The sequence below is a fragment of the Nostoc sp. genome (assembly GCF_036917775.1).
Classification (GTDB): domain Bacteria; phylum Cyanobacteriota; class Cyanobacteriia; order Cyanobacteriales; family Nostocaceae; genus Nostoc.
The window spans coordinates 15,696-30,282 of record NZ_JBALEQ010000073.1 but is presented as its reverse complement, the minus strand read 5'-3'; the positions used below and the strand labels follow the sequence as shown (position 1 = coordinate 30,282).

Annotated in this window: 12 protein-coding genes; 5 read left to right on the top strand and 7 right to left on the bottom strand. The window is 39.2% G+C overall.

The annotated features are described in order from the left end of the window. Window positions 1-35: 35 nt before the first annotated feature. Together V7K69_RS13105 and V7K69_RS13100 are read right to left on the bottom strand one after the other, a co-directional pair. Window positions 36-2,318, bottom strand: a complete 2,283-nt coding sequence (locus V7K69_RS13105; RefSeq protein ID WP_335034943.1) for a COG1470 family protein — start codon at window positions 2,316-2,318, stop codon at window positions 36-38. Between the two features lie 13 nt (window positions 2,319-2,331). Continuing rightward, complete coding sequence (locus V7K69_RS13100; RefSeq protein ID WP_335034941.1) at window positions 2,332-4,566, bottom strand: hypothetical protein; 2,235 nt, start codon at window positions 4,564-4,566, stop codon at window positions 2,332-2,334. Between the two features lie 720 nt (window positions 4,567-5,286). Here V7K69_RS13100 and V7K69_RS13095 point away from each other — a divergent pair. Beyond that, entirely contained in the window at window positions 5,287-5,568 is a 282-nt protein-coding gene (locus V7K69_RS13095) for a ParB/RepB/Spo0J family partition protein (RefSeq protein ID WP_335034939.1), read from the top strand. Here V7K69_RS13095 and V7K69_RS13090 read toward each other — a convergent pair. Together V7K69_RS13090 and V7K69_RS13085 are read right to left on the bottom strand one after the other, a co-directional pair. Then, complete coding sequence (locus tag V7K69_RS13090) at window positions 5,519-5,647, bottom strand: transposase family protein (RefSeq protein ID WP_335034972.1); 129 nt, start codon at window positions 5,645-5,647, stop codon at window positions 5,519-5,521. The genes V7K69_RS13095 and V7K69_RS13090 overlap by 50 nt on opposite strands. Then, the gene (locus V7K69_RS13085; protein WP_335034976.1) at window positions 5,604-5,879 is read right to left on the bottom strand and encodes a hypothetical protein; all 276 of its coding nucleotides are present in this window, start codon (window positions 5,877-5,879) and stop codon (window positions 5,604-5,606) included. The genes V7K69_RS13090 and V7K69_RS13085 overlap by 44 nt, the downstream gene beginning before the upstream one ends. Before the next feature lie 457 nt (window positions 5,880-6,336). Here V7K69_RS13085 and V7K69_RS13080 point away from each other — a divergent pair, with 457 nt between their 5' ends. Both V7K69_RS13080 and V7K69_RS13075 read left to right on the top strand, forming a co-directional pair. Then, complete coding sequence (locus tag V7K69_RS13080) at window positions 6,337-9,516, top strand: plasmid replication protein, CyRepA1 family (RefSeq protein WP_335034937.1); 3,180 nt, start codon at window positions 6,337-6,339, stop codon at window positions 9,514-9,516. Between the two features lie 155 nt (window positions 9,517-9,671). After that, window positions 9,672-10,133, top strand: a complete 462-nt coding sequence (locus tag V7K69_RS13075) for a hypothetical protein (RefSeq protein ID WP_335034935.1) — start codon at window positions 9,672-9,674, stop codon at window positions 10,131-10,133. 94 nt (window positions 10,134-10,227) lie between these two features. On the opposite strand, the gene V7K69_RS13070 is transcribed toward V7K69_RS13075, so the two are convergent. Then, entirely contained in the window at window positions 10,228-10,512 is a 285-nt protein-coding gene (locus V7K69_RS13070; protein WP_335034933.1) for a DUF2470 domain-containing protein, read from the bottom strand. Window positions 10,513-10,764: 252 nt separating this feature from the next. Here V7K69_RS13070 and V7K69_RS13065 point away from each other — a divergent pair, with 252 nt between their 5' ends. Continuing rightward, window positions 10,765-11,520, top strand: coding sequence for a metallophosphoesterase family protein (locus V7K69_RS13065; RefSeq protein WP_335034931.1), 756 nt, complete (start codon window positions 10,765-10,767; stop codon window positions 11,518-11,520). Between the two features lie 90 nt (window positions 11,521-11,610). Here V7K69_RS13065 and V7K69_RS13060 read toward each other — a convergent pair whose 3' ends face one another. Further along, on the bottom strand, window positions 11,611-12,471 hold the full coding sequence (locus tag V7K69_RS13060) for a M48 family metallopeptidase (protein WP_335034929.1): 861 nt from the start codon (window positions 12,469-12,471) through the stop codon (window positions 11,611-11,613). Window positions 12,472-12,865: 394 nt separating this feature from the next. On the opposite strand from V7K69_RS13060, the gene V7K69_RS13055 reads away from it, so the two are divergent. Then, a complete protein-coding gene (locus tag V7K69_RS13055) occupies window positions 12,866-13,399 on the top strand; it encodes a DUF4330 domain-containing protein (RefSeq protein WP_114084633.1) in 534 nt (177 codons plus the stop codon). A gap of 96 nt (window positions 13,400-13,495) precedes the next feature. Here the strand turns inward: V7K69_RS13055 and V7K69_RS13050 are convergent, their stop codons facing one another. Then, window positions 13,496-14,488 carry a metal ABC transporter solute-binding protein, Zn/Mn family gene (locus V7K69_RS13050; protein WP_335034926.1) on the bottom strand — a complete coding sequence of 331 codons (993 nt, stop codon included), beginning with the start codon at window positions 14,486-14,488 and terminating at the stop codon, window positions 13,496-13,498. Window positions 14,489-14,587: the final 99 nt, after the last annotated feature.

Below are 14,587 nucleotides of genomic sequence, written 5' to 3'. Positions count from 1 at the left end.
GCCTATCGAGAATGTGCCTAAGAGCCTGATAAAACTTACCTCAAAGGTAAGGGGCTTTGAAATGGGTTAGGTGGAATTGGGTTAATGCTAGGTATAGGAGTAGGTACTACTTTTTTAAGGACTGTGATTACAAATCCTTTTTGCTGGGGCGGTTGCTTATTAGATATATCATTAACTTGCAGCGTAATTTGAGGTGGGAAGGCTAGATTAACTGGAAACTGCTTTGAGTCACTTAATGCAACTTCATCGCCGTATGGCAAAAGTTTAACTTGAATATTTTCTTTTTCCCCTTCTACTCTCCAACTCAGGGTAGCAGTTGTTCCTTCGTTGAGAACCAGATTTGGTTGCTCACTACCGTTGATTGTGAAAGAAACAATCCTAAATGGTTTTGGTAAAATTTCTATTTTAGATTCAGTCTTTTTAAAACTATTTTTTTGACTTCCATTAGAAAAAGCTTTGATTTGAAAGGCAAATTTTCCGGCTTTATATGCAGGTATAGGAATATTTGTACATCGTAGTTCTTGATTTTGTTGTGTACATAGCTTTTTGAGCTTAGGGTCTGCAAGATTACCTTGATTAATTTTATAAGTAATTGGTTCGCCGTAAGATGTCTCATCATCTGCACTACCACCAATTTGAATTTGTTGTAGCAGTAATGGACGTGCGATAGTCCAACTTAAAAGAATATTTTGACCTTTTGTATACTGTGGTTTATCGGCTTGAAAATTAACAACTTCAGCAATTGGTTTCTCAGCTATTTCTACTTGGGTTGTTTGAGTTGCTACTTGATTAGTTCGAGAAAATAATTGTATACCATTTTGATAAGAGGCTTGTAACTCAAAAGTGTAATTTCCTTTTGTTTTCACTCCAGTTTTGACGTTACTACAAATAAGCTCTTGTCCTTCTTGTATCTGACAAAGAGGTGTACTTCCCTTACCCAGTGCTTCAGGAATGCCATTACTAAAGTCATAAATAATAGGCTCAATGGGTTGGGAACCTTTAGCGGTCAGAACCAACTTTTGCAATTGTTTATAGTGGTGAATTTCCCAGTTCAAAGCAACCTCATCACCTTCAGTAATTTGAGAGTCTTTTGCACTAAAATTTTCTAATTTTAAAGGATCGGGATTTAAAATTCGCCAAATGATAAATCCTATCCCTCCCAATAATCCCAAAATTGCCAAAATTAACAGAATAAATTGCCACAAAGGACGAGGTTTCCATATCAAGCTGCCTTGAGGAAATGTGTTAGGTAGGGGTAAATTTTTTTGGTCTTTGATGTCGAGTTGAAAGTTTACCACTAACCCTGCACCAAACCACGGTTTTCGCCACCAAGGTCTGGGTTTGACCGTCAAGTTGGCCACAGCACTTCTATTTGGTAATAATCTTATTTCAGTCGGATCAAATTTGTAAGTATATAGTTCTTCTTCGTCTCGACTTTTTAAGCTTAATATCAGTTCGCGGACAATATTACCCTGGTTTGCTAGTGATAATTCATACTTGCCTAGACTACGGCTAACTTGTCCCAAAATCGTATGAAGTTCTATATCTAAGCGATAATTTGTCGGAATTTGAATGTACACCAAGTCTAGCAATACTAAGTCAGGAGAATTCTCCGAATACAAGCGGATTGTCGGAGAATAGCTTCCAGCGAGTGTATCCCCAGGTGGGTGAAATTTCAACAATATTTGACCTTTAGTACCAGGGTTCAATTCTAGTGCAGTAGCTTCCGATACTAATCCAGAACCCTCATATCCGCTTGCAGGGTAATTAATTGTGAACCAGTCTTCGTCTAAATCTGGACAACTCAAGCGGAACCTATCGACGAGATAAGAGCGATTATCAACTATAACCTCTACTTGCAGAGGCTCACTAGGATTAAAAATTAGCGGCTTGTTGGGGTTGGTGTTAGGTCTAATGGAAAATGTCGGGTCATTCACCCGAATTGCAGTCTGTTCTTGTAGCAGAACCTTAATTTGGTTTGGGAAGGTTATGGGTGTATCTTGGGGATAATGTAGAGGTGAATCTACGACTAATGTATAGTCATAGGTTCCGGGAAGAGTATTTGCGGCAATTTGAAACTCAAATCTTACTTCGTCGCTATTCTGTTGGGAAGCTAATGCTAAACTTTCTCTAGGAGAACTAGACCAACCGGTTAAATTTTGAAATACTTCGTCAAAAACAAAATGTAAGTCAATAACCGCATCTTGTCCTCCTTGATTGATTACAACAACATAGAGTTCAATAGTATCTCCTGGCATTCCAAATTGAATTCCAGGTGGGTTGATAATAACTTGCAGTGGATTGAATTTAGCTTGCATATCATTGACTCTCTTATTTGATGCGGTGTAGTTTGACTTGAAAATCTTCACCACCACTAACAATCATGGTTCCTTGATTAGTTTTCAAGTCGATACTATTGATTTTTTTAGAGCTTTGGTAAATTGTTTTACCTTCTGCTGCCTTTATTTTGTCAAGCTTATGTTCGGGAGTTAAGTACCAAAGCACCACTCGTCCATCATCGCCACCACTTACTAGCAAACTACCATCATCACTAAATGCAAGACTACGCACAGATGTTTTTGATGCTGGCCAGCGATCTATTGGCGAACAATTGAGTTCATTAAATTTTTCCTGCGGATTGGGATTTTTGAGAGTTTGGCACTGATTCAAATTCCAAATCGTAATGAATCCTGCTGAATCGGAGGTTGCTAGGATTTTTTCTGTCGAGTTAGGAACAAAAGCCAATCCCCAAATATAGTCTTCACGCCCAACTAATGGGTCTAGTTTTTCTAGATTTTGCACTGATAAACCTGGGAATTTTTTATCAGATTGAGTTGGGTTCCACTGCCACAAGATGAAACGCTTAAAGTTTCCGGCAATTACTAGAGTTTTTGCATCTGGGCTGAGATTTAATGCCCGGACTTGGAAACCTGATAGTTTCAATGTACTTTGTACGTCGATAACTTGCGGTTCTGGCAGAAAATCGCTGTTAGGCGCTGATCTTGACCATAATCTAACTTTACCACTGCCGTAACCACTGAATAAGTTAAGTGAGTTGGAGGTAAAAGCTAAGTCAAAGACGCGATCGCCTTTTGCTTTAGAATCTTTAAGGTCTTGAAGTTCGCTAATCTTTTGACCTGATGGTACATCTCTAAGTTCTATTACACCATTATCGAGACCAACGGCAACACGATCATTTTGTAATGGCATGAAGCGTAAGACTTCTACAGCATCATCGGTAATCGCCATTAAACCTTTGGGCTGTTGCCGTTGGTCGCAAGCTACGGGTTGCCCAGCGTATGTTACTGTGTCATCGGGGCCTAAGCTATCAGCAGCAATTCTCCAAAGTCTTAATGTGCAATCATCTGAGCCACTGACCACAGATAAACCAATACCACTAAAGCGTATTGAGTTTACCGAACGCGTGTGCATTATATCTCTTGGTTGCAGTATTAATGCTAGGAGTGCAGCTAAAAGTGCGATCGCAGCTAGCTGTAGCCATAGAGGTATAATTGGCAAAGCCTCCACTTCTAATGTCTGCGTGGCGGGGTCTGTACTCCCTAAACGTTGGTCGGATAATTCAGATTTAGCTTCTAATAAAAGAGTTTTACCGATTCCTACCCAAGGGCGTTTTGTTTTAACATCAAGGATGACCTTACTTGTCTCTCCTAAATGGAGATTGGCATTTTCAGGAAGCTTTTTGAAAGTACATTTTCGCCAGTCTCTACCCTGTACCTGGACATTAATTTGCTGGTTGAGGTTGCTAGCGTTTTTAAATAGTAATTCAAAGGAAGCTGTATCAGATTTCCAGTCAGGCAGCCATGCCGATTTACTAGGAATTTTGAGGTGTTTTTGAGTGGTGGTAAAGTCTATAAAACCCACTGGTAAGACTTCAATGTTGCCTTCAGCACTGGTTGGATAACCATTATTGCTAACAGCTTCAATAGTAAAAGGGTAATTTTGGCTGGGTGCTTGCACTACAGAAGGAGGTTGACATTGAAATGTGGCTTCTGCTAATCCACCTGGATCTAGAGATAATCGGCGTTCTGCACTACCTGCTAGCCAAGATGGATCAACGCCTGTAAAACGTAGCCCCACATCCGTTGGTTGTTGCCCTAAGTTCCGCACTCGTACTGGTATATCTACTGAATTTCGGGGATAAACTTGAAACTCTCGCACAGGCAATTCGACACTTAAGTGTGTTGGTCTGTTATCTCGTTCGATTTTCAGACGCAGCACAAGTCTGCACTGTTGTGCTAATTGCGGCGAAAAAATATTAACCATCAGGTTGACAGTACCGACAAATCCTGGAATGGGTGTATTGAATATGAAGACTTGAAATATGGTACTGCTTCCTGGTGGTTTAGCTGCTGCTACCTCTGGTTCGAGTCGATACCATCGGTATCCAGTGTTTCGGGTTTCCCCGGCGGCGGTAATTTCTACCTGAAAATTGACAAAGCGATCGCTGTCATTATTGACAGTTACCTCAAATGATACAGGAGTATCACCTGGACGAAAAGTTAGGTTCTGAGTAGAAAGGCTGGCATTAATAACACTTTTTTCCATGCTATTATTTATACTATTTTATTATTTTCCATGACTAATACTATTAAAAAATTAATATCTGCGAAAAAGTGACAATCGTTTTTTTGGTTTGATTCAAATGTATATATTCAATATTGTGTAATCAATTTCTCAATTGATAAAAGTCATTTTCATAAAAGCTATATAGTATATTCAAATAGAAATTCATCAATTGGATATCTGCCGCATTTCCCAATAAAGTTTGATATCCAAGTTTATGGGCGAAAAATTGAGTGTTTCTGATAAAACTACCACAAAACCTGATTTTTAGTACCCATACCAGATGTTTATTTAAGAACTCAGCAAAAATACATACTTATTATTGCTTTACAAAAGTAGCAACTTGCTATGATTGACTGAATGATGATTGACAAAATACGTAAAATTTTTGGTATAATTTTAACTATCTATATAAGTAGCTATTTGGGCAAAACTCCTATATAAAGTATTTGTTTTAGTACTAAATTAGTTGTCCAATGTTTATGAACCAATATTTACCAATCTATCAATCCTCACACGTCTAAGAGAGATAATACTGGATTAGGGAGCGATCGCGTTTTAGTTGTCTTAATTTAAGAGGTGCGATCGCCTTTTAGCTCAGACAAGCAATATATTTTGATTATTTGCTATTTTTGATACATTAATACCACCGTTAGATTAAAGTAGTGCATTAGACAAAGTATGACTTTGTAATTAGCCTCAATGACAAACATTCAGATTAAAGAACGCAAAGTTACTGAACTTCATCCCCATCCAAAAAATGACAGTATTTACGGCGACGAAGATATTGAGCAATTAGCTCAAGATATTGAAAGGTCTAAATGGGTCAAACCGCTTATTGTTACACCAGAGGGTACAATCATCAGTGAACATCGACGTTGGAAAGCAGTGTCATCTCTTGGATGGGTAACAGTTCCCGTTGAAGAAAAAGAGTTTACTGATGAAATAGCTGAATTAGAAGCTCTCTTAGTTCTCGTAAAGTAGGCAACCAATAATTAAACGTATCATTAGCTGTAGATTCACTTACTCCAAACTGGATACCCAGAAGTTGAAAGGTTGTCATGTGTTGGAGATAAACTTTCATTTAAAATTATTTGTTTGGCTATAGATAGTTTTGGTTTACGACCTCCACCACCAGAAATAATTCTCACTTTTTTTGATTCTAAAACCGCTTGTTTTTCGTGATGTAATCGTTCCGCATTTTGGATTAACTGTTGTAACTGTTCATACTCCAGACCAATTAAGCGCTGTGTTTCTTTTTTGTTCCCTTCAATGTAGTTCAGGATATCGCTCATGTTTGTGTGTCCAAAAAGCTCTCTAATGTTCTCCTACCACAGAACGTTACTATTTTGGAGATGTCTAGTAAGTGATGACCGAATTGATTTTCTTCAAGCTCGATATCACTATTGAAATAGCACATAGCTAAAAGCCAGTGTGGGTCTGCGATTCTTGACAACGCTTGTCTTGCAAAATGTTACCCTATAGCACTGCTTGTAGCAACCCCTCAAGCGATCGCATTCCTTAACGCAGAGATTTACTGATAAATAAAAATTAAAATAGAACAAATATCACAATACAAAATTATTACTTTGGGGATCTAGTAGACAGAATAACCTACTAGAGGCTTAACCGATGTGTCTCCCGTGACGAAGTAAAAAAAGCATCATTAAAGCCTAGCAATCTCGCTTATAGAAAAAAAACAGATGCGTGTTAATGTTTTAATCTCATCGTCTTCTCTTCGGGTCTTTCCCTATGCATCTGCACTATTTACACCCCCAACACCTTGAAGAATTAGTCAAGAGTAGTGGTATAGAATTACACTTAGTGCAACTCAATTTTAGGTCGCTCCAAGGCGTAACTGCTTATGAGTATCTATTGATTTCTGAGCTACTCCCCCGCACCAATACCGGAATGGTGAAAGCTGGCTGGTTGCAGCGTTATGCTCATATTACTGAAGGGGGTTGGTGGTGTTCGGGACTAGACCCTTTGAATAATTGGCAAATGATGGAATGGGGATGCTTTAAACCAAACCAACCCCGACAGAATCACAATGCTAAGTCCATCAAATACGAGCATCCCCCTAGCACACCAACGCGGGTGTTTTGTTTGCGGGTAACGCTGCAAGTGTGGCAGCAAGTTGCTGGACGTTACAATCTGGTCATGCCTGAAAATATCACCATTACTGCTGATGGTGAAGCTAGAGGCTTTTGGCAATGGGTGATGCAACATAACATTCCCCTGATTCTCTGCGAGGGTGTGAAAAAAGCAGCAACGCTGTTGACACAAGGATATGCAGCTATTGCTATTCCCGGAATTACCAGTGGTTATCGGGTTGTTAAAGATGAATTTGGCAAAGTTACCCGTCGTCAGCTAATTCCTGACTTAGCAGCGTTTGCAATTACAAAGCGTAGCTTTTATATTTGTTTTGATTTTGAAACTCAACCTAAAACAATTGCTGCTGTAAATAATGCTATTTCTCAACTTGGTTGTTTATTCCAGCAAGAAAATTGTCCTGTTAAAGTTATCGAACTTCCAGGAATAGAAAAAGGGGTTGATGAGTTTATCGTTGCGAAAGGTGCAACTAGTTTCGAGAAAATTTATCGGCAAAGTGTTGATTTAGAAATTTATCTTGCTCAAACTAAACCCCATACTGAGTTAACTATTCCTGCTGCTCTCACATTGAATCGACCTTTTATAGGTGAAATTCCTTTTCCAACTTCGGGATTAGTAGGAGTCAAGTCTGCAAAAGGAACAGGCAAAACTACAGCATTGCAAGCCGTTGTTCAGCAAGCAAAAATTAGAAATCAACCCGTTTTATTAATTACTCACAGAATTTTACTAGGACGATTTTTGTGCGAAAAAATTGGTATTCAATGGGGAAAGCATAAAGAAGATGGGGATAAAAGGATTAATAAAACACTCACCCCCGCTCCTCCCATCCTGCGTTCACTCTCTCCACAGCAATCCCTTGGACTGTGCGTTGATTCCATTTGGAAACTTAATCCTGAAAATTGGCACGGCGCAATAATAATTTTAGATGAAGTAGAGCAATCTTTGTGGCATCTACTAAACAGTAATACTTGTAAACATAAACGTGTAAAAATATTAAGATTATTCCAGCAACTAATTTCCACAGTTTTAACAACAGGGGGTTTAGTAATTGCCCAAGATGCTGATTTATCAGATGTTTCACTTGAATATCTACAGGGATTAGCCGGAATTCAATTAACGCCTTGGGTAGTTCTCAATCAATGGAAGCCTCAACAAGGTTGGGATGTAACTTTTTACGATTCGCCGAACCCAACACCGCTAATTCACCAACTAGAATTAGATTTACTTGCTGGACGTAAATGTTATGTTACTACCGATAGTCGCGCAGGGCGTTATAGTTGTGAAACAATCGAACGTTATCTCAAAGAACGCTTACAAAAATTACGACGGCAATTTCCTAAAACTTTGGTAGTTAGTAGCCACACTACAAACACACCTGGACACGCAGCCGTTGATTTTATTGCAGCAATCAATCAAAAAATCTCTGAATATGATGGCGTTTTTGTTACGCCTAGCTTAGGTACAGGAATTAGTATTGATGTCCAACATTTCGACCGAGTTTATGGCATTTTTCAAGGGGTAATTCCTGACTCGGAAGCAAGACAAGCATTAGCGAGAGTGCGAGATGATGTGCCGCGTGTTGTTTGGTGTGCAAAACGAGGTATTGGCTTAATTGGTAGTGGTAGTACAAATTATCGCTTGCTATCTGACTGGTATCAAGAAAATCAAAAAGAAAACTTAGCTTTGCTTAGTCCACTACATAAAATAGATGTAGATTTACCTTTAGTTCATGACCCGATTCATTTGCGAACTTGGGCCAAGTTATCTGCACGGGTAAATGCTTCTATCCGCCTCTATCGTCAATCGATGCAAGATGGTTTGATTGCTGATGGGCATCAAATTCAAATGCGGAGTAATGCTGTTCATAATAATATTATTCGAGACTTACGCCTTGCATTTTTGGCAACTGATGCCGATGATTTATCTACCCGCAGAAGATTAGTTTTAGAAATTGTCAAAGTTCAAAAAGATTGGGCGCAAAGCCGTCAAAAAGCTAAAGATATTAAACGCAAAATTAAGGATATTAAGCAGCAAAATCAACTATCAGTAGCAACTGCTGTAGCTAATGCTAAAGATATCGATTATGTAGAATATGAGCAGCTACTAGTAAAGCATTCTCTAACTGATGGAGAACGTAACCAAATTAATAAATATGTTCTCAGACAAAGGTATGGTGTAGAAGTTACTCCTTGGCTAAAATTGCAGGATGACCAAGGATATTATCGTCAACTGTTAATTCATTATTATCTAACTCACGAAAGTGAATATTTTCACGTTAGAGACCAGCAAGAATGGCATCAACAATTGTCTTGGGGTGAGGGAAAAGTTTTTCTCCCAGATTTAAAAACTTATACGCTCAAAGTTGAAGCGATGAGAGCATTGGGAATACTTGAATTTCTTGAGGCAGAACGAGAGTTTACCGAGAGTAATCCAGATTTAATAATGCTTAAAAATATTGTTTTTCAGCATAGTAAGCATATTAAAAGGGCGCTTGGTATTAACTTAGTCGGAGAAAAAGAGCAGGTTTCGGCAATAAAAATACTCAGCCGACTCTTAAATTTGTTGGGCTTGAAACTAAAGCGGGTAAATGATGTTTATAAAATCGACCTAGAAACGCTTGATGATGGCAGGGAAAGCATATTTGCTGTTTGGCATCAACGCGATGAGTTGACGCTGGCTCATGTTAAGAGTGTTGGCTATGATTTACCTGATTATTCTTCAGACTGGAAGTTTGAAATTATTCAAGCCAAGCCTTATGCCGCAGTAGTCAAGGAAGGGGTAAGGGAGACGAATGCAGTCGGAGCTTATACCCACGATTGATTTAAGGCATCCAATCTTAAAGATTTGGTTGTTGCTCTGATAAGTAAGATTGCTTTAGATAATTAAGATTGTGAGAACGTATCACAACCTTAACAAATTGAAGCGATCGCTATATTTTACTTATGAACAGTAACACTCTTCTTTGGGCGAGATTGATGTTTAGTTTATTTTGCTATGCACTAGTTGGCTTCTTATTTGCCTTGACTCCACTTTGGGCTGATGCTTTTGGAATGAATGCGGCTCTAGCTAATGGCAAAGCTTTAGCTTTATCGAGAGCTAGTTTGATAGTTTTAGCTCTAACTTTAACTTGGAGTTTAGCTTGGAATCGGGTTGATGTTATGAGTTGGGCTGAAGGTTTTGGTTGGGCTTGGATCTTAACTTGGGGTGTAGGTTTAGTTTTAGGTTTGGTTATGGGTGGCGGAATAACCTTGACTCTAATTTGGGCAATAGTCGTGGGTATAGCTTGGTCTGGTGCTTGGAGTTTAGTTGGAGCAAAAAATCAATTACTCTTGTTTTTTAACCAGTTTCACACTGTGCTAATTTTGGTGGGAACCGCAGTTTTTGGCTTGGGTTTGGGAGGGTTAGGACGTTTAATTATTTCATTAATGAGGACTTAGACGATGTTTGACGACAAGGCCGGAGCAAAGTAAACGTATCCAGCTTTCCGCTACGCTTCTACGCCTTACCATTAGTCATAACAATTACCAATTTCTACTTTGCCTTCACCCGCGCCTGCTTCACCATTGCAATGAGAGTTTGATGAGCATCTTCTGCATCCACTAAAACATGATCAAACTGAATGCGAACTGGAACAGCTTCACCATTTGCTTGCGCTGTCAAATCCATACCTTGTGCATCAATTGACAACATTTTTGCTGCGAGTGCATCTGTTACACCACCAAAAGCTTTAGCATAAAGAACTATGGCATCAGCATGATCGTCATTCATGTGCTGGCAGATGCGCGAACTAATCTCAGCAGAAAAATCTTTAGACATTGTTGAGGTAAAAAGTTAGAAATACAGCAACAGCTTAGATTTTAAGCTAACGCGAGTGGAATTTGCTAATTTTCTTTACTAGCAGTTAAAGACTATCCATATTAGTCTATGTTCATCATTAATAATATTTATTTCTGGAATAATAATTAAATTAAAATAAAACTTAGTTCAGTATTTTTACCTTTCATTACGGAAACCAGACAGCGTAAACTGTAGCAGAAGTATTAGCAAAACTATTGAAGCTAAGAGACAATGAGCGAAACTAGCCCCAGACGAATAGTAATTGGGGATGTACATGGACACTATGAAGGTTTGATGACTTTGTTGGAGGCGATCGCCCCCACGTCAGACGATCAAATCTATTTTTTGGGAGATTTAATTGATCGCGGGCCTCATAGCTCACAAGTAGTTAATTTTGTCAAACGACATAACTACCCATGTTTGCTGGGAAATCATGAGCAGATGTTATTAAACATTCTGACTAATGAAAGAACTTCCTCCCCGACGATGCAAGCATGGTTGTACAGTGGAGGGCAAGCTACCGTAGCCAGTTACCACGAGGCTTCAATCCCCGATGACCATCTGGATTGGTTCAAGAGTTTGCCTACATATCTCGACTTGGGGGATATTTGGTTAACTCATGCTGGTGTTGACCCTTCCAAGTCGGTGACAGAACAAACTGCCGATCAACTGTGCTGGATACGAGAGGAATTTCACAGCATGGAAAAACCCTACTTTCCAGATAAGCTGATTATCATCGGTCACACAATTACTTTTACTCTGCCTGGTGTTTCTCCTGGGAAACTGGCACAAGGACAGGGATGGCTAGACATAGATACTGGTGCTTATCATCCCCGGAGTGGCTGGTTGACTGGACTGGATGTAACGAATAACCTGGTTTATCAAGTTAACATTTTTAAAAACTATCTCCGTACCCTCCCTTTAGAAGAAGTTGTAATTACCGTTAATCCAGCCAAAATCAAAGTTGATCGTCGCAATAAGAATTGAATAATATTCGAGATGAGGTGGAGGGAAAGATGTGAAAGATTAGGGAGACAAGGGGAGTAAGCAATTCCCAATTCCCCATTACCCATTTCCTCAAGACTTTATTAATGGTCGAATATTAGCTTTATAACTAGCATTATCCAACCCATAATTTCCATTACTAGGTTGGGAATTGATTGCACGTCTGAGGGCATTAATGCGATCGCTAGTTCCGGGGTGTGTACTCAAAAATGTTGGTGCAGAACCCTTTCCAAGCAGCTTTTTCATAAACGAAACCATTGCAGACTGGGCGTAACCAGTGCGTGTCAAAGTTCGTAGTCCTCTTTGATCGGCCTCAAATTCATTGTTACGACTGCGGGGTAAGTCTCGCGCTAACTGGACACCAATTTGCACCGCCGTACTTCGATCTAAGCCTGCTGCTGTTAATAGACCACTTTCGAGCGCTTTTTGTTGCATCTGTTTGACTACGTGTTTCCCGCCAATGTGACCAATTTCGTGGGCAAGTACACCTGCTAGTTCCGCTTCATTGTCTGCGGTTTTCAGCAAACCCGTATGAACATAGACATAGCCCCCCAAAGTAGCAAAAGCATTAATGCTGTCATCTTCAACTACCTGAAAGGTATAAGGAAGATTTGGGCGATCACTATTGGCTGCTAAACGCCGACCAACTTGTTCTACATAGCGATTAACTTCGGGATTACGGTAAAGTCGCACTTGACTGCCAACTAATTCCTGATTAATCTGCTTACCAAGATCAACTTCTTGGTTAGGGGATATATTAGAAAGCTGAAATGCCTGAACTCCTTGGAGTAGAAGAGGCAAGAAATCTAAAGCTCTTCCAGGCACGGGTGTACTCAGGCACAGACTCAGGGCAACTACCACCGAAATTAGGGGATAAAACCAGCTACGCCGCCACACTCGGTAATTTGCAACAAAAACTTTCCAATTGAACATAATAAACTCTGAATATTATTTTGGGAGGACATAAAATAATCGGACAAATTATGAGACGGATTTAGAGGATTCTAAGTTGCATTCTTAACTCAAGAACAAATGAGTTGTGATACAGCTAATGCTTACGCAAATCTACCGAATTGTGGGGGACTAGAGATTCCCTCTAGAGATAGGCTTAAACACTAGATATTACTTTCTGGGTGCGTCAGTCTGAACGGGCAAAAGTTTCAGGGTTAGCTGCCAACCCTGCTAACTTACGAAACTCGTGATAAACTGTCGCATAACTGCAACGCCTAGCCGCTTTGAGTTATTACCAAATAGGAAAAATTGCCGTTTTCATCCAAAGCCTTCTTGCTACAATCAATTACTTCGCTATTACCTCGGAAAAATTTTTATGGCTATTTTAGATTCAAAAGGTCGCTTGTTCGGCAAAATCAACCTCTTAGATTTAGGTGCTGCGCTGGTAATTCTGCTAGTGATATTCGGCATCTTTGTCTTTCCTGGAACTTCTGGTTCTGTTGCCCAAGTTGGTGCAAAAACAATACCTATAGAAGTAGACTTAGTAGTTCGTGGCTTGAATGTCCGTGACCCTGAGCAATTATTTAACCAAGGTTTAAAAAAAGGTGGAAAGACTAATGTGATTATCCGCAATCAACCTTATGGGCAGATTGAAATTAAATCCATTCAACAGCTACCTAGAACAGTCAATGTTTTTCAACCTGATGGCAGTGTAAAAGAATTACCAGATCCAAAAACCAACAATTTTAGTACAGATTTGCTTTTAACTCTAGACGGTAAAGCCCAGGTTACTGACAATGGCCCCGTTCTAGGTAACAGTAAAGTTAAAATTGGAATGCCATTTGAGTTGGAAGGCTTTAACTACAACTTCAATGCAACTGTTATTGATATCAGATTAAAAGACAAATAACATTCATCTGCTCATCTTCAAGAAATAGGCTGATAAACCGAAGTTACTCTAATCTAAAAAACTTCGGTTTATCGGATTCATTAATCTAAATTGTAACTAATTAGCAGTTTTCGGTTGAAACATTAAATACGTTCCTCCTAATCCTTCTACAATTGTGCGTGTATTGGCGATCATCATTTTCTGATAAGTATCTGCTTCGCTTCCTGGTTCACCAAGCCCCTCAACATATAACTTTCGATCAGAAATTTTCACTTCAGCAACTTTCGCTACAGATTGAAGTGAATTATCATTAGTTGCCACGTCAGAAAAAATTGTTGAGACTTGAGTTCGTTTAATATTTGCAACCAAATTTTTCATTCGTGTCGCTGTTAAGTTATCGTCAGTACTAATACCTTGTAATCCTCCTGCTAATGGAATACCGTATGCTTTAGCGTAATAGCTCAGTGCATTAGATGTTGTAACTAACTTACGTTCTTTGGCAGGAATACTCGTAATTCTTGACTTAATCCAACTATCTAGCTGAGTAAGTTCATTTGTAATTTTTTTGGTATTGCTGTTATAACTTTCTGCATCACTAGATTCTAATTTTCTCAGATTACTATTAATTACTTCCACCATTCTGATAGCATTTTTGGTATTGTGCCACAGATGAGGATTAATTAAATTCTTGCCGTCTTTCTGAAATTTTTGTGGCTTAGATACCGCAAGTTGCCCAACGGCTATTCTCGGTACAGTGTTTTTAGTGGCTTTAATTAGTTTAATCAGATTTGGTTCTAAATTATAGCCATTATAGAGAATAAGATTAGCTTGCTCAATGGCTCTACGATCTTCCGGCTTTGGTTTGTAAGTATGAGGATCGGCACTAGGATCAATTAAGCAGGTGAGGTTAACTGTATTCCCGGCAACTTGCTTGGTTAAATCACATAGTACACTTGTTGTTGCTACAACTTGAGGAAGGTTCTCATTTACCGGGGTGGTAGTTTGAGTGAATGCAGTTCTTGCAGCTTGATTTCCACACCCAACAAATCCAATTGTCAAAGCAACTAAAATGGCTCGGAAGGAATTAGTTGATGGTAATTTTTTTGACATCCTTACCTTCTACTGGATATAGAGAAAAAGTAATCATTATTAGTAACAATTAGTGAAATACCAGGGATAAGCCTTCAACAAGAAGGTTAAGGGAAGAGG

What these genes read in the sequence shown, in the direction of transcription:
- V7K69_RS13105 (WP_335034943.1), bottom strand. Translation starts at nt 2,318, where the DNA reads ATGCAAGCTAAATTCAATCCACTGCAAGTTATTATCAACCCACCTGGA.
- V7K69_RS13100 (WP_335034941.1), bottom strand. Translation starts at nt 4,566, where the DNA reads ATGGAAAAAAGTGTTATTAATGCCAGCCTTTCTACTCAGAACCTAACT.
- V7K69_RS13095 (WP_335034939.1), top strand. Translation starts at nt 5,287, where the DNA reads ATGACAAACATTCAGATTAAAGAACGCAAAGTTACTGAACTTCATCCC.
- V7K69_RS13090 (WP_335034972.1), bottom strand. Translation starts at nt 5,647, where the DNA reads ATGACAACCTTTCAACTTCTGGGTATCCAGTTTGGAGTAAGTGAATCT.
- V7K69_RS13085 (WP_335034976.1), bottom strand. Translation starts at nt 5,879, where the DNA reads ATGAGCGATATCCTGAACTACATTGAAGGGAACAAAAAAGAAACACAG.
- V7K69_RS13080 (WP_335034937.1), top strand. Translation starts at nt 6,337, where the DNA reads ATGCATCTGCACTATTTACACCCCCAACACCTTGAAGAATTAGTCAAG.
- V7K69_RS13075 (WP_335034935.1), top strand. Translation starts at nt 9,672, where the DNA reads ATGTTTAGTTTATTTTGCTATGCACTAGTTGGCTTCTTATTTGCCTTG.
- V7K69_RS13070 (WP_335034933.1), bottom strand. Translation starts at nt 10,512, where the DNA reads ATGTCTAAAGATTTTTCTGCTGAGATTAGTTCGCGCATCTGCCAGCAC.
- V7K69_RS13065 (WP_335034931.1), top strand. Translation starts at nt 10,765, where the DNA reads ATGAGCGAAACTAGCCCCAGACGAATAGTAATTGGGGATGTACATGGA.
- V7K69_RS13060 (WP_335034929.1), bottom strand. Translation starts at nt 12,471, where the DNA reads ATGTTCAATTGGAAAGTTTTTGTTGCAAATTACCGAGTGTGGCGGCGT.
- V7K69_RS13055 (WP_114084633.1), top strand. Translation starts at nt 12,866, where the DNA reads ATGGCTATTTTAGATTCAAAAGGTCGCTTGTTCGGCAAAATCAACCTC.
- V7K69_RS13050 (WP_335034926.1), bottom strand. Translation starts at nt 14,488, where the DNA reads ATGTCAAAAAAATTACCATCAACTAATTCCTTCCGAGCCATTTTAGTT.